Raw genomic sequence first — 23,705 nt, 5'->3', positions numbered from 1 at the left:
ATTCAAAAAATAAAGTTTTTTCAAACCATTCTAACAAAAATCACTTTTTTATCTTATTCTTTTTGATAGTTTTAAGAAATGAAAGTATTCACTTTCATTCAATCACTTTAACGCTAATTACCAATATCAAATGAAGGTAGGTATTTTAAAAGAGCCAAAGGATGAAGCCCGTGTGGCTATGCTCCCAGAGGCTGTCAAAACATTGATTTCTTGGGGCACAGAAGTCTGTGTAGAATCCGGAGCAGGTCAATCTGCTTATGCAGATGATGACGCTTATAGATCCACAGGAGCTGAAATCAAACAGAGAGCTGAAGTCCTGACTGAATCAGACATGATTTGTGGCATCCAAGCTCTCCCTTTAGAAGAAATCTCAAAAATGAAACCTGATGCGGTTCTTCTTGGTCAAATGGGGGCACTATTCAATCCTGAGCTTACCAAATTTCTCCTCGAACAAAAGAGAACTGCTTTTAGCATGGAGTTGGTACCACGAACCACCAGAGCTCAAAGCATGGATGTCCTTTCTTCCATGGCTACTGTATTGGGATATAAAGCTACACTTCTGGCAGCCAATAGTCTTCCACGCTTTTTTCCAATGTTTATGACAGCTGCTGGCAGTATCACACCAGCTAGAGTTTTGGTGATAGGAGCTGGAGTGGCTGGATTACAAGCCATCGCTACAGCAAAGCGACTTGGAGCTACTGTTTTTGCCTTTGACGTACGACAAGCAGCCAAAGAAGAAGTACTCTCCATTGGCGCCAAATTCATCGATGTAGCAGGAGCTACTGAGGATAAAGCTGCTGGAGGCTACGCAGTAGAACAGTCCGCAGATTTTATCCAAAGACAAAAAGATACCATACACGAGCACGCGCAAAAAGCTGATATCATCATCACAACTGCTCAAATCCCAGGGCGAAAAGCACCACTTTTGGTAGAAGAGCGCACAGTGCATGCCATGAAAGCTGGATCTGTGATTGTGGATTTGGCAGCTTCATCAGGTGGCAACTGCGCACTGACACAAGCTGATCAGACCATAAATATCAATGGCGTACGCATCATCGGTGTTGGCAACCTTGCCGCTGAGCTTCCTCAGGATGCTAGCAAGATGTATGGAAAAAACTACCTTAATTTCCTCAAACTCATCATCAAGGATGGAGCGATCAATCTAAATTTCGAAGATGACATTGTACTCGGCACCTGTGTTTGCCATGCAGGAGAGCCCAAAAATTCCAGAATTGCTGAAATGATAAAACAATAAACATGGAACAATTACTCAACTATATAGGAGAAAACATGGAAATGATCTATTTCCTAATTCTCGCAATTTTATTGGGAGTGGAAGTGATTTCGAATGTCCCTGCCATCCTACATACCCCTTTGATGTCTGGTGCCAATGCCATTCATGGTGTGGTAGTCGTTGGAGCCATCATCGTGATGCTTCATGCTTCCCCTGACAATTATGCCTCGCTTATCGTAGGCTTTTTAGCTGTGGTAATGGGAACTTTGAATGTAGTCGGTGGCTTTGTCGTGACAGACAGAATGTTGGAGATGTTCAAGAAAAAACCTAAGAAATCATGAGTCTAAATATACTGGAAATCACCTATCTGATCGCATCATTGACTTTTGTGATCGGTCTAAAAATGCTTAGCCATCCAGAAAGCGCAAGAAAAGGAAATCTTATCGCGGCGGCGGGAATGCTGATCGCAGTAGTAGCAACCATTACCATCTATCAGCCTTTTGACAGCAGTAAAAGTCTCAATTACGGATTGATTGCACTTGGCTTGATCGTTGGGACGGTAATTGGAACCATGATGGCCAAGCAAGTAAAAATGACTGCTATGCCCCAAATGGTATCTTTCTTCAATGGAATGGGAGGTGCCTGTGCAGCCTTGATCGCTGTAATAGAATATCAAAATCACAACATTGGCCTAGCAAGTGGATTTGATGGAGAGCTTTTGGTTATGTTACTGGGCTTGATCATCGGTTCAGTATCTTTCTCGGGCTCGATGATCGCTTATGGTAAGCTAGAAGGAAAAATTAAAGATCGCGTACTACCTATGAATCAATTGATCAATATGCTCATGCTTGCGATCATACTTGGACTTACTGTATACAAAATGCTAGGATATGGAGATAGCATGGTTTTCTACGGTTTATTGGTGATCGCATTGATCTATGGAATCCTATTTGTGATGCCTATTGGAGGTGCTGATATGCCTGTTGTAATTTCACTTCTCAACTCCTTTACTGGTGTAGCTGCTGCTTTTGGTGGCTTTCTTTACGGTAATAAAGCCATGCTTACAGGAGGTATATTGGTGGGCTCAGCGGGGACTATCCTCACCATATTGATGTGTAATGCCATGAACCGTTCTCTGACCAATGTACTATTGGGAGCTTTTGGAGGAAACAAAGCCGGTGGAGCAAAAGGGGAAGCAGGAGATCAGACCGTGAGAGAGATCAGCATATCAGATACGGCTGTTTTGCTTTCCTATTCTCAAAATGTCGTGATCGTTCCAGGTTATGGCTTAGCTGTAGCTCAAGCACAGCATATATGTCATGAATTGGAGAAATTACTGGAAGAAAAAGGCGTCAATGTAAACTACGCCATTCACCCAGTCGCAGGGAGAATGCCAGGGCACATGAATGTCTTACTGGCGGAAGCAGACGTGCCTTACGAAAGGCTCCAAGAGATGGAAGAGATCAATCCCAAAATGAGCAATACAGATGTGGTAGTAGTCATTGGAGCAAATGACGTAGTCAACCCTGCTGCCAAAAATGACCCCACCTCTCCAATTTATGGGATGCCTATCCTAGAAGTAGATCAAGCAAAAAATGTCATCATACTCAAAAGAGGCATGAGTGCAGGATATGCCGGCATTGAAAACGAATTGTTCTTCTATCCAAAAACACGAATGCTATTTGGAGATGCCAAAGATTCGCTTCAGAAACTCACTACTGAGGTCAAAGAAGTGTAAATTCAATTCTTACTAAAAAAATCAAGGAAGGCTTTTATCAAGTCTTCCTTTTTTTTACATACTTTTACTGATAGCGTATAGATACAATGCTAGAAACTTAAACAACCTTTTTATGAAAAAACAGCTTTCAACATTAGCGATTTTCATGGGAATAACAGCCTTTGCAGCGGCTCAGACACCATTCATAGGAATCCAAAATAGCTCTAGAAAAAGCATGATCTCAGCGACAATGAACCCCGCTGAAATTAATAATTTGAACAAAAAAGTAGAAGTGAATTTCTTCTCTATCAATGGCTCAGTAAGCAACAATATCATTTCTTTCGGAGATATTTTTGAATTTGGAGGAGATGTGGTAGATGTTGCTTTTGAAAGAGCCAATGGCCCTGTCAATATGAGAACAGAAGCATCAGTACTGGGTCCATCATTTGGTATCCGATCTGGTAAGTGGTCTTTCGGTATGACTACTCAGGCATTTGCCAAGGCAGATATTGTAGACCTTGACCCTACTCTCGGCCAGTCCATTTTAGATATTCAATTTGACAGCAGAAATAGCTCAACTGCCATTGCCAGCGAATACAATCAGAGGGTCAATGCCACAGGTTGGGCTGAATTGGGGTTCATTGTAGGAAGGGAGATTTTGAATACAGACAAGCATAAATTCTCAGTGGGTGCTACAGGAAAACTGATGTTTCCCGGAACTTATGCAAATTTTGGTTTAGATAGGCTGAGAGCCGTGATTGATCAAAATGATTTTGAAGTGAGCTTGACTAGGGCAACTGGGAGTTTAAATATTTCCTACTCTGAATCAGATTTTGACGGTAGTACTTTTGGTATAGGTACTAACGGTTTCAATTTTGGATCCATCAATGGTTTTGGACTCGATCTAGGTGGTAGCTATCAAATGAAAGATGCCAATGGACGTACAAAATTGAATGCAGGCTTGGCTGTTAGGAATCTAGGTAGCATGACCTTCGGTGAAGGTCAAGTCAATAACACTTACACAATGAATATTCCTGAAGGACAAGCTTTCAGATTAGATCAACTAGAAGGTAATCTCAGTGATATTGAAGATCAACTGTTAGAAAGTGGTTTTTTCACCAAGACAACTGAAACTGGTGGCGTAAAAACCAGCCTGCCATCCATGATATCGGCTTATGCTGAGATGAGAGTAATCGGAAAGCTTCAAGCCAGTGCATACATTCAGCAGCGCTTTGGAGATGACAATGCCAATGAGCAGCTTACTGCTCAAAATATGATTGTAATCACGCCAAGGTTAGTTTTGGGCAACTTCGAAATCTATTCTCCATGGGCCAGTACAGAAATCGCTGGTATCACAGGTGGTCTTGGTTTGAGATATGGTGGTTTCTTTATTGGAAGCAATTCAATACTAACTGGTTTCACAGCTGATAGCAAACAAGCTGATTTCCACGTGGGTTTAAGTTGGGGCTTTGGAAGGCTATAAATTTTAACATTCAAAATAGCTAACCATAGCTTCTTAAAACAAAAAAAATAAGCCTCGGTAACCTACCGGGGCTTATTTGTTATCAAACCTTGAAACCACTTTATTCCATAGAATTATTTTCTTTTAATTTTTGCCCGTCTATATGATCAAATCCTGTATCCAATGATGACACCCACTTAATTAGTATAGGAATAATAGAACCTACTAACAGTATTCCTCCAATCAAGAATACATGGGTTGGATTGGTAAAGTAAGTACCTGAGGAAAAAACACCTAAAATCAAAAGCGTACTAAAAGGCATAGACAAAGCCAGTAGATTGATACCTAACTCCAAATTAAAAGTGGGATTAGACTTCAATTCAGCTTGACTTATTTCCATAGATCTGATAGCAGACATATGTGCAAATGGCCAGAAACTTACTGCGCTTTGTGGAAATACCACCGCAAGCAGCATCAGCTCTGTAGACATGGGAACGAGTAAAATAAAAACCCCACTAATCAGAAAAATAATCCCTGCTCTAAACAACAGTATACCCGCCAGCATTCTCATTTGCTCCCATTTGAACACTACAGCAATACCAATAAAAAGTAATACCAATGGTGTCATCATATCCTTCATCATTAAAATGGATTGTGACAAAAACACTGGTAACCTTTCCATATTAATTCCTATAGACAACAATAAAATTGCCGTCAAAATTACTGCATTGATAGGCTCTTTGACCATAGCCAGGAGCAATTGCTTCACTCGCTGAATAGATGATACTGACTTGAGCTGATGGTGTTTGTAATACCAAGAGATAGCCAATAAATAGGCGAGAATTAACACAAACACCTTGTTACCAATATCAGACAATGCAGCCAATGCTAACAAATCCTCTCCTAAATATTCCACCACAAAAGGGAAACACGTCAGTCCAGGAGCCAAGGAAGGTAATAGCAATAGCAACGTTCTCATTGACGAAGAGTTCCCCTCTACACCGAAAAAGGGTAATGCATATTTAGCGATCACCAAAATCAGCACATTGAAAATCAAAGCAAAAACAGGCAACATCAACAGGTCAGGATTGATTTCGATTTTCAATAAAGCCACAAAAATCATCGCTGGTAGCGCCACATCCAATATGATCATTTTCAGACCCTTATTTTGATCTGGGTTTGTGAACTTCCGCTTTAAGATCAGTCCTAAAACAATCAATAAAATCAAGGAGAGTGTTTTTTGTAAAGCTATACTCATAACCTAAGCAGTAACTTTTTTAAATACCTCTACGAAATACTCCATCTCCTCCATGGTACCTATACTGACTCTACAGAAGGGCTGGTCTTCTATGCTAAATACACGAATACTTACACCTTCTTCATACATCCCTTTCATAAAAGCTTGTCCATTCATAGCAATAGGAAATAGCACAAAGCTGGTATAGGAAGGTATCACTTCATAACCTAAGCTTGTGATCTCTTCTACCAGATATTTTCTACATGAACTATTGAGAGATTTGCATTCATGCAAAAAAGCTTCATCCATAAAGCTAGCTAGTGCACCTTTCAGTGAAGTTGAGCACAAGCCCATGGTACTTCTAACTTTGTCTGTGATAGAGGCAATTCGTTCTGGCTGAGCAACGATGTATCCTATTCTCAATCCCGCCATTCCATGAATCTTACTAAAAGTTCGTGCAACAATCACATCTGCTCCATCAGCTACAAGGTTAACCATCGAATGGCTTTGACTATCATCCAAAAATTCCAAATAAGCTTCATCTACAAATACCGGAACTTTGGAAGATGCATCGGAACAAAATTGATGCAATTGATCAGAATTGGTAATAGACCCAGTTGGATTATTTGGGTTACATACATAGATTAACTTAGTATCAGCATCAATAGCTTCTTTCATCCCATTCAAGTCATGAGCGTAATCAGCAGTAAGTTTGACTGGCTTCCAAATGGCACCCAAAGCTCTAGCAGTACTGATGATAGACATATAAGCAGGATCTGCTGAAACGATATTCCCTCCTGCCGGAAAAGAAACAAAGGCTACTTTCTCCAATAAATCCGAAGATCCTGGCCCTAACATGATGTGCTTGGTGCTCACTCCCTCTTTCTCCGCTATCAATTCGATCAATTCTGCTGCATCTCTATGAGCATACCTGTTACCCAAAGAGATTGCATCTTTGATCGCAGTGCGGACAGTTGGAGAAGGACCATAAGGGTTTTCATTAGCGGACAACCTTGCCAACATCCTCGGTTCATCTAAATTGAAAGTCGGTGTTATTTCATAAAAGGTTGATTTTACTGTTGGCTGCCACACGTTGCCAATAAATGCTTTAGCTAATTGAGGCGCAGTGGTTAAAGCTCCAAAGCCCAATAGAGATTTTTTGATCCAACCTCTTCTGTTAAGATTTCTATTCATGGTTATAAATAATTAGTGATTAATAAATGAAGTCAAGCATCTTAAAAAGACACTTATAAAAATGGTTATATTGGGCGGAACCATTGATCATATTAAAACTGTATTTGATCAATTTTTTGTCAATTTAATTTTTTTTGGTTTAATTATAAACTATAAATAGAATTTTTTATTCAATAAAATATAAAACTGGTTCAATTTTTAACCATATACGAATTATATTGAAAAAGATTATTTTTTTCAATCAATCCTATATTCTAAAATTGAAAGCCTAATTTTACACTAGAATGGAACCCAAATAGTACGATTTGAATTAATCAGACATGATTATACCTATTAGCATCACAGAAAAAGCTCAAATTGAAATCAAAAACATCATGGATAATAAAAATATCCCTGCTGACTATCATCTCAGAGTGGGAGTCAAAGGTGGAGGATGTGGTGGAATGTCCTATGCTTTGGGTTTTGACAAGGCCAAAGAAGGTGATGAGCAGTTTGTACTAAATCACATCCCCGTTTTGATTGAGAAAAAGCACTATATGTTTTTGATGGGGATGCAGATAGATTTTTATGAAGGAAATGAAGCCAGAGGCTTTACCTTTATCAATCCTGAAATCCCAAAAAGGCATGATGCAGGTGAATAACTAGTACTGGGAGTATCAATACCTTTGGTTTATTTTTAAGAGGAGTGGAAATTGCCCACTTTTTGAGTATTTCTTATAATTCTTCTATGCTTTCCATTTGAATAACCCACCCATTGAAATAAATTACTTGGAAAGATTGATGAATAGGCATATTTTCGATTTCTAATCTACATGCTATGTTGCGTTTCCTAACTGGATTTATCTTTTTGATTTCGATCTTCCTTTTTTTCAGTGTTTATATATCACCTGAATTTTTTCCCTATGCTGGATTATTGACACTATTGATTCCTCCATTGATTGTGGTCAATGCAATCATCTTGGTATTACTCGTGCTTGCAGGTAGAAAATTAGCGCTAATTCCATTGATAGCGATCATCATTGGCTGGAAGTTTATTGGGATCACATTTCAGTTGAATGCAATTCCAGAGAATACGAATGGCCTTTCTGTATTGAGTTATAATGTACATTTACTCAATTACGCCAAAGATGGTCAAGACCGGAAAACTGTCACCCAAAACATCACCAAATGGCTCCAAGACAATCCTTCAGACATCAAATGTTTTCAAGAGTTCTATCAGGATTATACCACTCCATCTCGAAATGCCATCAAAGCTTTGGCAAACGATCAAGGGTATGAATATTCTTACCAAGTAATCGATGGTAATATCAAAAAACGATCGTATGGAATGGCTATTTTCAGCCGCTATCCAATCATCAATGAGGGAAGAGTATTCGATACAAGAAAAAATAATGGAGTCATCTTTGCAGACATTAAAGTAGACAGAGATACTATCCGGATCTACAATGCCCACCTCGAATCCATGTCCATTCCTTCTGAGGGACTTTCTGACTTAGATGGCATCAAAGAGAACTACAAAGAAACTCTTAAGAAATTAAAAAACGGACAAGTGGTGCGGGCTTCTCAGCTTGGCGTATTGATGGAACACATGCGCAATAGTCCTTATGCAAATATACTTGTCGGAGACTTCAATGATGTTCCTTACAGCTACACATATTTTTCTCTAAGAAAAACTATGAATAATGCCTTTGAAAAAGCTGGAAGAGGTTTTGGCTTCACCTACAACAAAGTCCTTTTCTTTCTCAGAATCGACAACATTTTCTACGATGACATTCTAGAAATCAAATCTTTCAAAACTCATAGAGAAGTAGATTACTCTGATCACTATCCTATCTCGGCTACTTTTTCGTGGGAGAAACCTTTGAGGAAAGTCCAAATTCAAGAAATTGATTAAATTGTCTCCCAGCTGTGATTTGACTTCATCTAAAAAAAATAGTATAATAACAGGATGCGAATAAGTGAAACAAAATACATTCAAAATAGCATTCCAAAAGAATTAAATGAAGTCATCATCAAGGCTTTGGATTTTTATCCAGATATGAAAAATGTAAAAATTGAGTTTGTTCTCAGTGAAAACATTCGAAAATCTGTCATGCAAGCTCAGCCTAGATTCAATACCATGCTGGGTTCTAGAAAAGACAGAAGTTATATCATCAAGATCAGCAGATTTTTTAAATTAAAAGGAAATGTAAAACCCATACAAGAGCTTCCTGAGGATGTCTTGATAGGGTGGATTGGGCACGAGCTCGGTCATATCATGGATTATCTCAATAGAAGCAATTGGCCCTTATTCTTATTTGGAATTGGTTATTTGACCTCCAAGAGCTTTATTATCGCTGCTGAAAGGGTTGCCGATACCTATGCAGTAGATCATGGATTGGGAGATTATATTCTTAGCACCAAAAACTTCATCCTCCACGAAGCAGGCATGCCTGAAAAATACATACAGAAAATCAACAAACTTTATCTCCCTCCAGAAGAAATCATTTACATGATGGAAAACAGGTCTATCCTAGATTAGCAACAAAATCCTCCCAGGCTCTGAAATCCTTTTCCTTCATCACTCTAGGGAATTTGACCTGTCCACCTTTCTGCTTAGTTTTGGCTGTCCATTTTCTGAAAATTTCATCACTGATAAGCTTTACCTCAACACCCTTAAGGGCTTTATTTCTTGCAACCTTGTAGTTTTTATTATGCTCTTTCAAAATTTCATCCAGTCGATCAGCTACCTGCTTTTCATTTTCCTTCGCAACACCATCTGTACCCAAATACCACCTGTGCAAGTATTCATCCGATTCTAAGATTGCTGCCACGGTAAACTCTTTGACATCAAAACCAAAATCATCACCCAATACTTTAAGGGCTTTATTCATTTGTATCACAGAAAGCTGTGAACCCACTACATTGAGAAAATGCTTTGTTCTCCCTGTAATCTTGATCTCTGCTCTCTCTTTATCAGTAAATGCAACAGTATCCCCTATCATATATCTCCAAGCACCAGACACAGTACTCATCAGCAGGACATAATCCACACCTTCTTCTACATCTTCAATATGGATTGATTTGGCATTTTGATTTACACTTCCATCGTCATTCACGTTTTCAGGAATGAAAGGAATGAATTCAAAGTAAATACCATTATCTGTAATCAATGCCATGGAATCAGTTTCCTTACGTAGCTGGGTTGCTATATATCCTTCTGATGCCAGATAAGTATCAATCACGGTAATCGGTTGACCACATAGCTTCTCAAATGACTGCCTGTAAGGATCAAATGCCACCCCACCGGATGTATAAACCTGAAAATTTGGCCATACTTCATGAATATGATTCACCTGATTATATTCGATCACTTTCTTGAGCATCAATTCTATCCAGGAAGGAATCCCAGATATCGCCCCGATATCCCAGTCAGCCGACTGCTTCGCCAATTCTTCCACTCTCAAATCCCAATCATCTATCGCAGAAATATCTTTGCCCGGTCTGTAAAACCCCTCAAACCAAAACGGAATCTGACTGGCACTAATCCCACTAATTTCACCTTCAAGATGTCCATTGACCTCTTTGAGATTAGTACTGCTACCAAACATCAGAATTTCTTTTTCAAAAAACTCAGCTGGTAAGTCAAAATCTGCAACTCCTTTTATCTGCTGAATACCAGCACTTCTGATGGATTGAAGCATGTCTTCTGTTACAGGAATATGTTTTTTGGTACTAGTCGTTCCACTAGAAACAGCAAAAAAATCAACTTTCCCAGGCCAAGTAATATCCTCTCCCCCATCTATTACTTTTTGCCACCAGCGCTCGCGCAACTGTTCATAATCAAAATAAGGTAACTCAGCTTCAAATGACTTCCTAATATCTTCAGATTTGAGAATACGTTCAAATTGATAATACTTACCAAAAGCTGTATTCCGTGCTGTACTTAGTAGTTCTTCCAAAACTTTCAACTGAGCTTCCTTGGGATTATCATTGGTGAAAATTTTATCAACTGTCTCAACAGATTTTTTGATGATCTCTCCGATTAATGCCATGATGAATATATTTTTTAGATTTAAAAAAGTTGATTTGATCAACTTATGTTTTTTTCAAAACAAAGGCTAAAGCCGAATAACTAAAAAACACGCAATATTCCTGCCATGGAATCAAAAAAGCCTAGAATTTTCAATATTCTGAAAATTCTAGGCTTTTGCTAAATATGCAAGTCCACTTTTATCAAGTGGCGGTGTGGCCTTTTTTACCAAAACACTATATAAAGTGCCGTAGTAATCAAAGTAATGATAAAGGCTCCAATTTTGAATCCAGTACTTGTCTTGAAGATATCTCCTGAAATATCGATGCTTTTTGGATGGTCTTTCCCTTTGCCCTCCAATAAACTAATGACAATCATCAAAGCTGCCAAAACCAAAAATACAATACCCATTCTATCCAAGAATGGTAGTTCAGGCCATAAGAATTTCAACACTACAGACAAAGGAATACTGAGTGCGGCACCGACTAAAGCAGCATTAGAGGTCGTTTTTTTCCAAAACACACCAAAGAAAAAGATTGCAAACACACCCGGACTAATAAAACCCGTATATTCCTGAATAAACTGAAATGCTTGATCCAATTGCCCGAGAGCTGGAGCTATGATCGCCGCTATGACAAATGCCACTGCTGCCGTAATTCTACCAACTTTTACCTGCTTAGCTTCAGAAGCATCCTGACCAAAATATTTCTTATAAATATCCATTGTAAAGATGGTCGAAGTACTATTTGCCATGGATGCTAACGAAGACACAATCGCCGCTGTCAATGCCGCAAAAGCTAGTCCCTTCAACCCAACAGGTAGCAGTTGTAACAAAGTAGGATATGCTCTGTCTGACTTCACAATACCTGTGACTGGATCCTTCATAGATTCCACAAATGTCACATCCATCCCATTATTTACGATAACCAAAGCTGCAATCCCAGGAATCACCACTATCAAAGGCATCAAAAGCTTCAGAAAACCTGCAAAGATCATCCCTTTCTGCGCTTCATCCAGACTCTTAGCAGCTAATGCTCTCTGCGTGATGTATTGATTGAAGCCCCAGTAGGACAAATTGGTAATCCACATCCCTCCTACCAAAACACTCAGTCCAGGTAAATCAAGGTATGCATCTTTTGTAGCACCTTTCCCATCAGGAATCATCATTTCACCTTTGGACAAGATCATTGAGAAATGTCCAGGAACTTCTTTTCTCAAGAGACCTAGGCCCTCCCAAGCACTGCCATCACCTACCATAGTCAAGGCGATGTAAGTCGTAGCTAATCCACCTGCTATCAAAAAGAAAACCTGTACGACATCAGTCCAAGCCACTGCTTTCAATCCTCCATAAATGGAGTAAATCATAGCAAAAAGAGCCAGACCAATAATTGCATAGCGCATAGGCACATCTAGGATAGTATTCAAGCTCAAGGCACCTAAGTAAAGTACTGAGGTCAAGTTTACAAATACATATAAGGCAAGCCAAAAGATCGCCATGGTGGTGCGGACCCTTGTATCATACCTATCTAGAAGAAAACCGGGCATGGTATAAATGCCCTTCTTGATGTAAACAGGCAAAAAGAAAATCGCTACAACTAATAAAGTGATCGCCGCCATCCATTCATAAGTGGAAATTGCCAATCCAAGTGCAAATCCGGATCCAGACATTCCAATAAACTGCTCAGCAGAAATATTGGAAGCGATCAGTGATGCTCCTACAGCCCACCATGGCAAGGCTTTGGATGCAAGAAAATAGTCTTGTGAGTTTTTAACATGGCCTTTCTTCTCTCTAGAGACAAAAAGCCCCATTCCGATTATCAGGCAACAATACCCAATAAATACAATAAGGTCTAAAGGTTCTAATAACATAGGTTGAGGTTAATTAATAGGGTTTAAATTATTTTGAGTGCTTCAAATATAAGTTTTTCGTGTTAGGAAAGAATGTTTTTTACAAAATAGTCCTAAATACTATCAAATATGAATGATTCGTCTCCTGCTTGACCGATTTATATAATTTTCCAAGTGCGATAAATGATAAATAGAGATAATTTATATTTGAAATACCTACCACAAAAAGAAGGAGCCTGCCTTCTGTACAACAAACTTTTTCACCTCAATTGGATAAATTTCAGGAATAGGATCAAAATCAGTTTTTAAGCTGCTCTTTTTGGTTATTTTAGACCAAAGTAAAAAGGATAGAAAATATGAAATTAACAGACCAAGAAATAGCAAGAGCTTCCACCATGCGCCCTATCAATCAAATTGCTCTAAAACTCCAAATTGATGAAGATGACCTCCGCCCCTATGGAAAGTACGTCGCAAAGCTCCCTCTAAAATTGATCGAAGAGTCAAAAATGGTTGGTAAAAAACTGATCCTAGTGACTGCCATCACCCCTACCATAGCAGGAGAGGGAAAGACGACAGCAAGCATTGGGCTCTGTGAAGGGCTGAATAAAATAGGTGTCAAAACAGCTGTAGTGTTAAGGGAGCCTTCATTGGGCCCTGTATTTGGAATGAAAGGTGGAGCCGCAGGAGGAGGATACTCTCAGGTCCTCCCAATGGAATCTATTAATTTACATTTTACAGGAGACTTTGCTGCTATAGAAAAATCTCATAACCTTCTGGCAGCACTTTTAGACAACCATATCCATCAAGGTAACACACTAAATATTGATGCTCGAAAAATTGTCTGGAAACGTGTCATGGATATGAATGAAAGGGCACTTCGCGATATTGTTACAGGTTTGGGTGGAGCAGCCCAAGGAATTCCAAGAGAGTCTGGATTTGACATTACCGCAGCTTCTGAAGTTATGGCAGCGCTTTGCCTTGCCAAAGACTTGGTAGACCTAAAAGAAAAACTCGGCAATATCATTGTCGCTTATACTTACGACAATCAGCCAGTCTATGCCAGAGAGCTGAAGGCACAAGGTGCCATGACAGCTTTGCTCAAGCATACCATCATGCCAAACTTGGTACAAACCATCGAGGGAAACCCAGCCATCATTCATGGTGGCCCTTTTGCCAATATTGCACAAGGTTCCAACTCCATCATAGCTACTCGAATGGGTTTATCTTTGGCTGATTATGTAGTCACAGAGGCAGGATTTGCCTCTGACCTTGGAGGAGAAAAGTTCCTCGACCTCAAATGCCAATACGGTGGATTAAAACCAGACTTAGCGGTTATCGTCACTACCATCAGAGCTTTAAAAAGTCATGCAGGGGTAAAATTTGAAGCCCTAAAGGAGCCGAATGCCGAAGCTGTCAAGGTTGGCTTAGAAAATCTGGAAAAACACATTGAAAACATCAAGCACTTCATGCTTTGCCCAGTAGTGGCCATCAATAAGTTTTATACAGACACTGACGAAGAAATCGACATAGTGCTAAAAAGATGTGAAGCATTAGGTGTAAAAGCAGCTATCTCCGAGGGATGGGAAAAAGGAGGAGAAGGCTGTATAGATTTGGCAAAAGTAGTCAAAGAAGTAGCTGAATCTGGTAAAAGTAATTTCACCCCCCTTTATAATTTTGATTGGCCAATTGAGCAGAAGATAGAAACTGTTGCTAGAAAAATCTACGGTGCAGCTGAAGTCGAATATAGCCTCAAAGCCAAACAGCAAATTAGGCTTTTCAATAAAATTGGACTTGATAAAGTCCCCATTTGCATTGCCAAAACACAGTATTCACTATCAGATGACCCAAAATTGATCAACAGACCAAAAGGATTCACGATCAAAATTAGAGAATTTGACATTGCCGCAGGTGCTGGCTTCATCATTCCAATAGCAGGCACCATTATGCGCATGCCTGGACTACCATCCAAGCCCGCCGCAGAAAATATTGACATAGATGCCGATGGAAATATCACCGGATTGTTCTAAAAAAGATTTTACTAATTACAAAAAAGCCCTTCAAGAGATCCTGAAGGGCTTTAATTTTATTTTAGAAAAGCTATCTTATTTATCTTCTTCTAATTCATATTTCAAGGTTCTGCCCTTTTCTACAGCAGGTAGACCTTCAGTCATCCACAATGGAGCAGGAGCTCCTTTAAGGTAGTGATCAAAGAATTGAGACAACCTGATAGATAAGTCTTTTCTATTTTTACGCTGAACAAGATTGTGATCTTCTCCATTGTATTGTAGCAACCATGCAGGCTGATTCAGACGCTTTAAGGCCATAAACATTTCAATACCTTGATACCACGGAACTGCTCCATCTTCGTCATTGTGCATGATCAATACAGGAGTAGTCACTCTATCCATAAAGAATAGCGGAGAGTTCTCGAGGTAGTAAAGTGGTTTTTCCCATAAGGTTCCTCCTATTCTACTCTGTGTCTGCTCATACTGGAACATACGGCTCATACCTGTTCCCCATCTGATACCTCCATAAGCCGAGGTCATGTTCACAACAGGTGCTCCAGCTCCAGCAGCTTTGAACATATTCGTTCTAGTAATCAAGTATGCTACTTGATAGCCACCCCAGCTTTGTCCTTGTATGGCCATATTATCAGCATCTACAAAGCCTTTAGCTACGATAGATTGAACACCAGGAATGATACAATTATAAGCACTTGGCCCTGGAAGACCCAGGTCATACTTGATATCTGGTACAAACACCAAATATTCATTACTTACAAAATACGGGATATTGATTGTAGAAGCACTTGGAGCAGGTGCTCTGTAGTTGTGTAGTCCATCAGAATTTCTCTCGTAGAAATACACCATCATAGGATATTTCTTATTCGGATCAAAGTTCTCAGGCTTGAACAATAAACCTTGAAGTGGAACACCATCATTAGCCAAATAATCTACCAGTTCAACAGTACCCCAGTTTACTTCACTCTGCTGTGGATTAGCAAAAGATAATTGAGTCAATTTTGACATATTCATATCAGTCGCATACACATCAGCATATTCTTGGTAAGTAGATCTCCTTACAATCAAATCATTGGTATTTTCAGCTTTTCTTAAACCAAGATATCTATTGTCTGTAAAGATGATTTGTTCAGGAGCTTTTTTACCATTGATATCTCCTTTTGAGAAACCATTTTTCTTATTGAACTCGTGGAAAGCCGTCAAAATTAACGGAGAGGCAGGATCAATTCCTTCATCTTCTTCTAGCTCTAATCTTTGTCTTCTGTATTCAATATTTTGAGCTCTACCTGCACCTAAAGTGATGTTTTGAGGTGCAACTTTACCAGTTGGATCAATCTTCCAAATGTCGTATTTATCATAGACCAAGAAACCTTTATCATCTTTCAACCAACCCGCAGCACCATAGCTACCTGGCAAAGAAGGAGAGTCATGCTGTTCATTGTAAACATTTACATCAAGTACATCTGTGATGTTTTTTGTCGCTTTGGTTACAACATCATAGATAAACCAAGCTCTTTCATTTCCGTCATACCAGTATACATATTTACCCGCTGGAGAAAGAGAAGGTCTACCTGTAAGAGCTTTTTGGATAAGCGTTTTGTTTCCAGTTTCTAGATTCACTAAGTAAACATCACTACCAATCTGAGTATTCCAGCTATATTCTCTTCTATATTCAGAATCATCCATTCCCAAAGCTAATTTATGCTTAGCCTTGTTGTCATACATCACTGTACTTACTTTTTCATCAGCTATTTGAGTTACTTTTCTGTCCTTTATACTGTAGGCAGCCAAAAAGCTTCTATTGAGTTCTCTATTTCTATTTCTCAATTGCATTGGCTGAATTTCAGCATCTTGCCAGCCCCAAATATCCAACTTCACCCTTTCCTCATCAAGCATGGTGGTATCATCCTCATACTCGTAGCTCACATAATCATTGGTGGTACCGAAATACAACCTACTATCATCTGTAGCAAAACTGATCCTACCTGACTTGCTGATCATTCCATCCTTCAAGATACCTGGAGTATCTTTAGAAGCAATTTTTTGATTCGTAGCTTTTGCTATATCATACAGGTACAAATCATAGTACGGCTTCTTAGCCTTCAGAGAGTCTTCTGTAGTCAAATAAGCAAGGAACTTATTCGTATCAGAAATATTTACAGACATATAATCTGTTTTGCCTACATCGATAATTTGAGATACACCAGATTTTAAGTCAAGAATGAAAACACCTGCATTTTTTAAAGTGTCTTCTGTGGCTTTTACATAATACATATGTGTACCAGTATCAGAAAAACCATAAGACTTAACTCTATCATATTCATAAGTAGTCTTTCCATCGAAAGACCTTACAATTAGAGTAGTTCCATCAGTTTTTTTAGGCTTCTCCGCTGGAGCTACTTTAGTGGTATCCCCTTCTTCTCTTTTGGCAGGCTTCTGAGGAAGTTCCTTTTCAAAAAGCACAGCTAACCAACTGGCTTCTTTGTTTGGAGTAGAAAAAGACTTTACTCTTGCGAGCTTTTCAATGTTTCCATTAGCCAAGTTGAGAATAAAAAGACTATCCTTAGGCATGTCATCAGCTTTGGTCTTTTTCAATTTCAAAGCTTTAATCACATCTTTTTCTGCTGTGATTCTTCCAACTGCAAAATTATTATCATTAGAGAATGACCACCTGTCCGCTCTATTGATTACATAGCGCTTTTGAGCATCTCCATGGCTTACAATTTCAAGTCTACCGTCCCCATCCTGAGGACTTACTTGAAAACCCACCCACTTACCATTGGTGGAAATATTATCGGAAGACACACTCTCCCATCCATCATAATCTGCGTGAGTCAGCGCTCTCTTCTGCTGTGCCTGTAAGCCAAGCACAGCAAAAAAGCAGATTACTGCTAAGATTTGTTTTAATTTGAATATCATAGTTTGTGTATTTTGATTACAATATAAATAAAGATTGATCTGCAGAACCTTATCTTTTATATCAAAGGAGAATTAGATAGATAAAAAAGACTGTTGCTCTTTAAACAGCAACAGCCTTTAAAATAAGCTTATTCATTACTTCCCTAGCTCAATTTCCTTTTCAATATATCCTCCTCGGGTGGAAAGGATTTTGAGTTTGGCTTTTACAGGTTCACTCTGGTTGATTTTCACTTTAAAAGTAGCCGTTTTAGTCTCTCCTGCTTTGGTATACCCTGCATAGATAGTCTTATCGTAAAGCTCAGGAGAGATAATCTGCACCTTAGCATCCTCAAAGCCTTTGGTTAGATCTCTATCAAATTCGAGCATTAGCCTATCCTCTTGAACGATCTTCACTCTTTTGGCTTGCTCCAAAGCCACTGGGAGTCCACCTGAATTTTTCCAAGTAACTTTTACATCATAGGTACCATCAGTTGATTTCTTAATATCAGTAGCCAACAGATCTATTTGCGGCAGCTCTTTGGCCATTGCCAAATTGAATAAAGACTGCTTTCTAATCCATGATTCTAGCTGCCAAGGCGGACCATTTTGTGAGAAAAATTTAGGGTGGAAACCTCCAATTTCTACTTCGCCTAATTGTGGATGATCAAATTTTTCCCATGGCTTAAAACCTTTGGATCCGTTTTCTTCATCATCCCACATCAAAGCATCATAATCATCATAGATTCCATCTCCATCATAATCCTTCATGGCGCCATTGTTCCATAATTCATCACCGTACCAAATAGCACCATAATAAAAATATCCAAAATCAGGTCCATGCCCAAAAAGCGGGTTAGGTTTAAGTGGATCTCCTGTAAGTCTGTTCACTTTGTAACGCGTTGAATAAGTCTCATAGACATCCCCTGCCCAAGGATATCCAGTGATATCCATCCCCATTTGATCAAATTTCTTATAAATGGCTAAATCTTCCGGAAACATACTTTCCTCGCTTCCTGAAGTAGAAGGTGGTCTTAAATGCATAGGAACTCTTGTATCCAAAGAATTGACAACTGAGATATTTGGATGTGATAAAAGCCAAAGAACCGTAGACCTAGTCTCAATTTCACTCAATGGATATTCACCTGCACCCCACTGGGTGTAACCTCTACCTGTCATATCTCCTCCAGAATCTGGTCTCCAATTTTCAGGGTAATTTCTGTGTAGGTCAAGTCCGCCAATACCATCTTCATTGTAGCGTCCATCCCCATCATTATCAATCCCCTCGGTAAACATTAAATATTCGCCTTGTCCATCAAACACCCGTTTCATCAAGCGACCCGAAGGATCTCTTGGATCAAGTATATAATTGGCTTTGGCCTTGTCCTCTTCTGTGACAGCTTTCTTCCGCATCATGTGGATGACACCATCTCCATTGAGATCTTCTTCTGGATCCTCATCCATCAGTCCATCTCTGTCCACATCATAAGGTCTCACCGTGGATCGATTTCTCTGTTCGGTGAAGAGATACATATTAGTACCGTCAGGATTGTTCTGAGGTCTCAGGTAGATGGTCTTGGTATCGATAAGTTTGGTAATCTCGGGATCCTTACCGTAGTTTTCCAATAGATGCTGAGTCAACCATAGTACAGATTCACTACTGGTCACTTCACCTCCATGTCGACCTCCTTCAAAATAAGCGGCAGCCTTATCTGTGTGCTTTCCTGTTTTCTTATTGGTAATGGTCATTTGCAATATGGGACGACCCTCAAAAGATCTAGCTACTTCATATAGCTCAGTAATATCAGGATATTTCTCTGCCCATACTTTGTACCAATGATACATTACATCAGGCGTATGATAAATATCGAAGGTAAGCTTTTCACCCGGTGTATATTCTACTTCGGGAAATTGATGTTTTTTGAAAAAAGACTGACCATGTCGCTCTCCTGCCACAGTGTAGAATTTTGATTTCTCATCTTGCTCAAGCCATAGCATTGCTTTCCCCAAGCCATAATCCTGAGCCACAAGCTCACCAAAACAAAATGCCAAGGGTATTATTAAACTGTATTTATGTTTCATAAAGTAAGAGTTTGATTGATTATAAAAGTATCAAACCAACTCTTTCATTCAAAACCACTCAAAAAAAATCCCCACCAAAAAATTGGAGGGGACTTGATAAATTAAACACTCTTATCATTTACCTTTTAATAATCAACTCAAAATCTGTTGCATCATAATTTGAATATCCTGGAACTGGCAGACATTTAGGAAGCTTCCTCAAAACATGAGCAATTCTTTGCTCCAAGCCTCTATCTGCTTCAGTCAACATTTCATATCCTACAAGTTTCCCTTGATTATTTACATTCAATAAAATTCTCACTTCATCTAATTCTGAGCTTGTTTTTGTTCTAAAAATGAATGGCATATAGCTTTCCACCATTTCCAATGTAAATACTGGCCAAGCCCATGGAGAACCAAAATCAGCTAATACATCTTCAGTTGCTTCTGAATGTGTTTCAGTATGAACGGCTTCAAAATTAACTGTCTTTAAAGTTACTGATTTGAAACTGATTGCATTCACTTTGAGCTTAGCCTCAATATCGTTATTAGTTGTACGTGCCAAGCTTTCTTGTCCCAGTGCAACTGTGATCAAGAAAATCAAAGAAAATATGGATATAAAACCTTTCATTGGAACGCCTTTTATTTAATGATTCAAAAATACATAATAAATATTTTCAAACCCAAAATTTTGCAGTTTAAATTTACAAAAAAGCAATAAAAAAGTCTTGCCACCAGCAAGACCCTTTTCAGAATATAAACCCAAATATAACTTTAGAGATTAAAAGTTCTTATCTTAAAACATCTTAAATTGAGACCTTTAAAGCCTATATCAGATGATTATTTGACTTACAATACATAATGCCAAATTAAATTTACTCTTAATTCCTGAAAGCCAAAATAAATGGTTTTATATCAATTTTACAAATTGAAAAATAAATTTTGCATTATTTTAAGTATTTCATAATTTGACCGCTGATTTATTACCATACAGCTAATATAAACTCAAAATAATGGACAAAATTTTAGATATTGACAATGTTGATCTGAAGATCATTTCTCTTCTCAACGAAGATGCGAAGACCCCCTATACAGAAATCGCCAAAAAAGTATTCGTCTCATCTGGTACAGTACACGTCAGAATGCGAAAATTAGAAGATATGGGTGTAGTAAAAAGTGCTACCCTGAACATTGATTTTTCTAAACTTGGATACGACATCTCAGCTTTTTTGGGTATCTATTTAGAGAAAAGTTCCCTTTATGATACTGTTATAGAAAATCTCAAGCAAATACCAGAAGTCATCAACGCATATTATACAACTGGAAACTACAGCATTTTCGCCAAAATCATTTGCAAAGACACCAATCATTTAAGAACAGTATTGGATAATATACAAAAAGTAGATGGTATAGACCGAACTGAAACCTTGATCGTATTAGAAGAAAGCATCAATCGGCCAATTCAGTTTTTTGATAAAACTGGGAAATAACAGTTTTAAAAATCTTACTTTAGATTAAATCTAAATAAAATAATATTAGAACTATTCCAATATTTTTTATAACCATTAATCATAGGCCATGCTTATAAAGCTTGGCTTATTTATTTCCTTTATCATCTATTTTTCAATCACTTATAATTTATTTTTTCTATGATTCATAGATTTTTGAAATGAAAGCGAACAATATATTTTAGATAAATGTTGTATCTTCGCATGTCAAAATATAATTAGTCTAAATAACTCACAATATGAGCAAAGACAATCAAATTTTAGAAGAATTCACATCGAAAGATTATGAGCACGGCTGGTCTGTAGACATGGAAGTCGACGAAGCCCCACTTGGTCTTAATGAAGATATTATTAGATGGATTTCAGCCAAAAAAGAAGAACCTCAATGGTTGCTTGATTGGAGGCTAAAAGCTTTTAAAACCTGGGAGACAATGTCAGAACCAGAGTGGGCGAATGTGACCTACCCAAAAATCGACTTGCAATCACTGAGATACTACTCTGCACCAAAAAAATCTAATAAGCCGAAAAGCCTAAATGAAATAGATCCTGAATTACTTCAGATATATGAAAGACTTGGTATCTCTCTAAACGAACAGAAAAAACTTCAAGGAATAGCAGTTGATGCAGTACTAGATTCAGTTTCCGTAGGTACTACATTCAAAGACACGCTCTCCAAACTTGGAATAGTATTTTGCTCTTTCAGCGAAGCGGTGAAAGAACATCCTGAGTTGGTGAAAAAATATCTAGGATCTGTAGTTCCAACGACAGATAACTATTACGCTGCGCTAAATTCGGCTGTATTTTCTGATGGTTCATTTTGTTATATCCCATCAGGTGTAAGATGTCCTATGGAGCTTTCCACCTATTTCAGAATCAACGCGGCCAACACAGGCCAATTTGAAAGAACATTGATTGTAGCTGAAGAAGGCTCTTATGTATCTTATCTAGAAGGCTGTACTGCTCCTCAAAGAGATGAAAACCAACTTCATGCTGCAGTAGTTGAAATCTATGCGGCTAAAGATGCTGAGGTAAAGTATTCCACAGTCCAAAACTGGTTCCCTGGAGATAAAAATGGCAAAGGTGGTATTTACAACTTTGTGACCAAAAGAGGTATTTGTGCAGGTGATAACTCTAAGATTTCTTGGACTCAAGTAGAAACTGGATCGGCTGTAACATGGAAATATCCTTCTTGCATTCTAAAAGGAGATAATTCAATTGGAGAGTTTTATTCAGTAGCAGTTACTAATAACTACCAGCAAGCTGATACGGGGACTAAAATGATCCACATTGGTAAAAACACTAAATCAAGAATTGTATCCAAAGGTATTTCAGCTGGAAAATCTCAAAATTCTTACAGAGGTCAAGTTCAAGTGATGAAACGTGCAACCAACGCAAGAAACTTCTCTCAGTGTGATTCACTTTTGATGGGTGATAAATGTGGTGCACATACCTTCCCATATATTGATATTCAAAACTCAACAGCTAAAGTAGAGCATGAAGCAACTACTTCTAAAATTGGAGAAGATCAAATTTTCTATTGTAACCAAAGAGGGATCTCTACCGAAGATGCGGTAGCATTGATTGTCAATGGATATGCAAAAGAAGTTCTCAACCAGCTACCAATGGAATTTGCAGTAGAAGCTCAAAAACTACTTGCACTTACATTAGAGGGCTCTGTAGGGTAATTATTTAAATCAATTCGAATTCAATCAAAATACAGCTAATTAAAAAGGCTAATCTCATACTATTATGTTGTCAATTAAGAATTTGCATGCCTCAATCGAAGGCACACCAATATTAAGAGGAATCAATCTTGAAGTTAAGCCAGGAGAAGTTCATGCTATCATGGGTCCTAATGGCTCAGGGAAATCCACATTAGCCTCTGTCCTGGCAGGTAGGGAAGAGTATGAAGTAACAGAGGGAGAAGTTTCTTTCCTCGGTAAAGACCTCCTTGAACTAGCACCAGAAGATAGAGCAAGAGAAGGTGTCTTTTTAGCATTTCAATATCCTGTAGAAATCCCAGGTGTTAGTTCAACAAATTTTTTAAGAACAGCCGTAAATCAGGTCCGCGAGTATAGAGGACTTGATGCACTTGATGCAGTGAAGTTTCTTACCATCATGAAAGAAAAAATGAAATTGGTAGAAATCGACCAGAAGTTATTGAGTAGATCTCTTAATGAAGGTTTTTCTGGAGGTGAAAAGAAAAGGAATGAAATCTTCCAAATGGCTATGTTAGAGCCAAAACTCGCTATCCTTGATGAAACTGACTCAGGTCTTGATATCGACGCATTGAGAGTTGTATCCAATGGAGTGAATAAATTAAAGTCTCCTGATAATGCTACTATTGTGGTGACGCACTATCAAAGACTGCTTGATTACATAGTTCCAGATTATGTACATGTACTCTACAAGGGAAGAATTGTAAAATCAGGAACGAAGGAGCTTGCATTAGAATTGGAAGAAAAAGGATACGACTGGATCAAAGAAGAGGTAGACGCTGCCGTATAATTTCCTTT

At 38.5% G+C, this 23,705-nt stretch carries 18 protein-coding genes; 11 read left to right on the top strand and 7 right to left on the bottom strand.

Annotated features, from left to right (window positions below):
- Nucleotides 1–130: 130 nt before the first annotated feature.
- The 4 genes from CHB66_RS06320 (at nt 131) to CHB66_RS06305 (ending at nt 4,434) form a co-directional block, all read left to right on the top strand.
- Entirely contained in the window at nt 131–1,255 is a 1,125-nt protein-coding gene (locus CHB66_RS06320) for a Re/Si-specific NAD(P)(+) transhydrogenase subunit alpha (RefSeq protein WP_089239131.1), read from the top strand.
- 2 nt (nt 1,256–1,257) lie between these two features.
- Nucleotides 1,258–1,575 carry an NAD(P) transhydrogenase subunit alpha gene (locus tag CHB66_RS06315; RefSeq protein ID WP_076499197.1) on the top strand — a complete coding sequence of 106 codons (318 nt, stop codon included), beginning with the start codon at nt 1,258–1,260 and terminating at the stop codon, nt 1,573–1,575.
- Nucleotides 1,572–2,972 (top strand): NAD(P)(+) transhydrogenase (Re/Si-specific) subunit beta, encoded by a 1,401-nt coding sequence (locus CHB66_RS06310; protein ID WP_089239129.1) that lies wholly within the window; start codon nt 1,572–1,574, stop codon nt 2,970–2,972. Before CHB66_RS06315 ends, CHB66_RS06310 begins: the two co-directional genes overlap by 4 nt.
- A gap of 112 nt (nt 2,973–3,084) precedes the next feature.
- Entirely contained in the window at nt 3,085–4,434 is a 1,350-nt protein-coding gene (locus tag CHB66_RS06305) for a hypothetical protein (RefSeq protein WP_089239127.1), read from the top strand.
- Nucleotides 4,435–4,534: 100 nt separating this feature from the next.
- Here the strand turns inward: CHB66_RS06305 and CHB66_RS06300 are convergent, their stop codons facing one another.
- Both CHB66_RS06300 and CHB66_RS06295 read right to left on the bottom strand, forming a co-directional pair.
- The gene (locus CHB66_RS06300) at nt 4,535–5,671 is read right to left on the bottom strand and encodes an AEC family transporter (RefSeq protein ID WP_089239125.1); all 1,137 of its coding nucleotides are present in this window, start codon (nt 5,669–5,671) and stop codon (nt 4,535–4,537) included.
- 3 nt (nt 5,672–5,674) lie between these two features.
- Entirely contained in the window at nt 5,675–6,844 is a 1,170-nt protein-coding gene (locus tag CHB66_RS06295; RefSeq protein WP_089239123.1) for a pyridoxal phosphate-dependent aminotransferase, read from the bottom strand.
- Between the two features lie 320 nt (nt 6,845–7,164).
- On the opposite strand from CHB66_RS06295, the gene CHB66_RS06290 reads away from it, so the two are divergent.
- The 3 genes from CHB66_RS06290 to CHB66_RS06280 all read left to right on the top strand — a co-directional run bounded on the left by CHB66_RS06290 (nt 7,165) and on the right by CHB66_RS06280 (nt 9,365).
- Nucleotides 7,165–7,485 (top strand): HesB/IscA family protein, encoded by a 321-nt coding sequence (locus CHB66_RS06290; RefSeq protein ID WP_089239121.1) that lies wholly within the window; start codon nt 7,165–7,167, stop codon nt 7,483–7,485.
- 176 nt (nt 7,486–7,661) lie between these two features.
- A complete protein-coding gene (locus CHB66_RS06285) occupies nt 7,662–8,738 on the top strand; it encodes an endonuclease/exonuclease/phosphatase family protein (RefSeq protein ID WP_089239119.1) in 1,077 nt (358 codons plus the stop codon).
- A 54-nt stretch (nt 8,739–8,792) separates the two neighbouring features.
- Nucleotides 8,793–9,365 (top strand): hypothetical protein, encoded by a 573-nt coding sequence (locus CHB66_RS06280; RefSeq protein ID WP_089239117.1) that lies wholly within the window; start codon nt 8,793–8,795, stop codon nt 9,363–9,365.
- Here CHB66_RS06280 and CHB66_RS06275 read toward each other — a convergent pair.
- Both CHB66_RS06275 and CHB66_RS06270 read right to left on the bottom strand, forming a co-directional pair.
- Nucleotides 9,352–10,878: a GH3 family domain-containing protein gene (locus CHB66_RS06275; protein ID WP_089239115.1), complete on the bottom strand. Its 1,527-nt coding sequence runs from the start codon at nt 10,876–10,878 to the stop codon at nt 9,352–9,354. The genes CHB66_RS06280 and CHB66_RS06275 overlap by 14 nt on opposite strands.
- Nucleotides 10,879–11,081: 203 nt before the next feature.
- The gene (locus CHB66_RS06270; RefSeq protein ID WP_089239113.1) at nt 11,082–12,725 is read right to left on the bottom strand and encodes a sodium/sugar symporter; all 1,644 of its coding nucleotides are present in this window, start codon (nt 12,723–12,725) and stop codon (nt 11,082–11,084) included.
- 335 nt (nt 12,726–13,060) lie between these two features.
- Between CHB66_RS06270 and CHB66_RS06265 the strand changes: the two genes are divergently transcribed.
- A complete protein-coding gene (locus CHB66_RS06265; RefSeq protein ID WP_089239111.1) occupies nt 13,061–14,731 on the top strand; it encodes a formate--tetrahydrofolate ligase in 1,671 nt (556 codons plus the stop codon).
- Between the two features lie 75 nt (nt 14,732–14,806).
- Here CHB66_RS06265 and CHB66_RS06260 read toward each other — a convergent pair whose 3' ends face one another.
- From CHB66_RS06260 to CHB66_RS06250, 3 genes are all read right to left on the bottom strand, one after another.
- The gene (locus tag CHB66_RS06260) at nt 14,807–17,644 is read right to left on the bottom strand and encodes a S9 family peptidase (protein WP_089239109.1); all 2,838 of its coding nucleotides are present in this window, start codon (nt 17,642–17,644) and stop codon (nt 14,807–14,809) included.
- A gap of 135 nt (nt 17,645–17,779) precedes the next feature.
- The gene (locus CHB66_RS06255) at nt 17,780–19,702 is read right to left on the bottom strand and encodes a M14 family metallopeptidase (protein ID WP_089239107.1); all 1,923 of its coding nucleotides are present in this window, start codon (nt 19,700–19,702) and stop codon (nt 17,780–17,782) included.
- A gap of 118 nt (nt 19,703–19,820) precedes the next feature.
- On the bottom strand, nt 19,821–20,312 hold the full coding sequence (locus CHB66_RS06250) for a hypothetical protein (protein ID WP_212668444.1): 492 nt from the start codon (nt 20,310–20,312) through the stop codon (nt 19,821–19,823).
- Between the two features lie 382 nt (nt 20,313–20,694).
- Between CHB66_RS06250 and CHB66_RS06245 the strand changes: the two genes are divergently transcribed.
- From CHB66_RS06245 to sufC, 3 genes are all read left to right on the top strand, one after another.
- Complete coding sequence (locus tag CHB66_RS06245) at nt 20,695–21,171, top strand: Lrp/AsnC ligand binding domain-containing protein (RefSeq protein WP_076499174.1); 477 nt, start codon at nt 20,695–20,697, stop codon at nt 21,169–21,171.
- Between the two features lie 257 nt (nt 21,172–21,428).
- Entirely contained in the window at nt 21,429–22,874 is a 1,446-nt protein-coding gene (gene sufB, locus CHB66_RS06240; RefSeq protein WP_089239105.1) for a Fe-S cluster assembly protein SufB, read from the top strand.
- 64 nt (nt 22,875–22,938) lie between these two features.
- Nucleotides 22,939–23,697, top strand: a complete 759-nt coding sequence (gene sufC / locus CHB66_RS06235; RefSeq protein WP_089239103.1) for a Fe-S cluster assembly ATPase SufC — start codon at nt 22,939–22,941, stop codon at nt 23,695–23,697.
- Nucleotides 23,698–23,705 lie beyond the last annotated feature (8 nt).

Source organism: Belliella buryatensis (genome assembly GCF_900188245.1).
GTDB lineage: Bacteria > Bacteroidota > Bacteroidia > Cytophagales > Cyclobacteriaceae > Belliella > Belliella buryatensis.
Note: the sequence above shows the minus strand (reverse complement) of the source record. Positions and strands in the feature narration are given on the sequence as shown.

Bases quoted from the DNA above. Each gene is read 5' to 3' on its own strand.
- CHB66_RS06320 (WP_089239131.1), top strand. From the start codon at position 131: ATGAAGGTAGGTATTTTAAAAGAGCCAAAGGATGAAGCCCGTGTGGCT.
- CHB66_RS06315 (WP_076499197.1), top strand. From the start codon at position 1,258: ATGGAACAATTACTCAACTATATAGGAGAAAACATGGAAATGATCTAT.
- CHB66_RS06310 (WP_089239129.1), top strand. From the start codon at position 1,572: ATGAGTCTAAATATACTGGAAATCACCTATCTGATCGCATCATTGACT.
- CHB66_RS06305 (WP_089239127.1), top strand. From the start codon at position 3,085: ATGAAAAAACAGCTTTCAACATTAGCGATTTTCATGGGAATAACAGCC.
- CHB66_RS06300 (WP_089239125.1), bottom strand. From the start codon at position 5,671: ATGAGTATAGCTTTACAAAAAACACTCTCCTTGATTTTATTGATTGTT.
- CHB66_RS06295 (WP_089239123.1), bottom strand. From the start codon at position 6,844: ATGAATAGAAATCTTAACAGAAGAGGTTGGATCAAAAAATCTCTATTG.
- CHB66_RS06290 (WP_089239121.1), top strand. From the start codon at position 7,165: ATGATTATACCTATTAGCATCACAGAAAAAGCTCAAATTGAAATCAAA.
- CHB66_RS06285 (WP_089239119.1), top strand. From the start codon at position 7,662: ATGTTGCGTTTCCTAACTGGATTTATCTTTTTGATTTCGATCTTCCTT.
- CHB66_RS06280 (WP_089239117.1), top strand. From the start codon at position 8,793: ATGCGAATAAGTGAAACAAAATACATTCAAAATAGCATTCCAAAAGAA.
- CHB66_RS06275 (WP_089239115.1), bottom strand. From the start codon at position 10,878: ATGGCATTAATCGGAGAGATCATCAAAAAATCTGTTGAGACAGTTGAT.
- CHB66_RS06270 (WP_089239113.1), bottom strand. From the start codon at position 12,725: ATGTTATTAGAACCTTTAGACCTTATTGTATTTATTGGGTATTGTTGC.
- CHB66_RS06265 (WP_089239111.1), top strand. From the start codon at position 13,061: ATGAAATTAACAGACCAAGAAATAGCAAGAGCTTCCACCATGCGCCCT.
- CHB66_RS06260 (WP_089239109.1), bottom strand. From the start codon at position 17,644: ATGATATTCAAATTAAAACAAATCTTAGCAGTAATCTGCTTTTTTGCT.
- CHB66_RS06255 (WP_089239107.1), bottom strand. From the start codon at position 19,702: ATGAAACATAAATACAGTTTAATAATACCCTTGGCATTTTGTTTTGGT.
- CHB66_RS06250 (WP_212668444.1), bottom strand. From the start codon at position 20,312: ATGAAAGGTTTTATATCCATATTTTCTTTGATTTTCTTGATCACAGTT.
- CHB66_RS06245 (WP_076499174.1), top strand. From the start codon at position 20,695: ATGGACAAAATTTTAGATATTGACAATGTTGATCTGAAGATCATTTCT.
- sufB (WP_089239105.1), top strand. From the start codon at position 21,429: ATGAGCAAAGACAATCAAATTTTAGAAGAATTCACATCGAAAGATTAT.
- sufC (WP_089239103.1), top strand. From the start codon at position 22,939: ATGTTGTCAATTAAGAATTTGCATGCCTCAATCGAAGGCACACCAATA.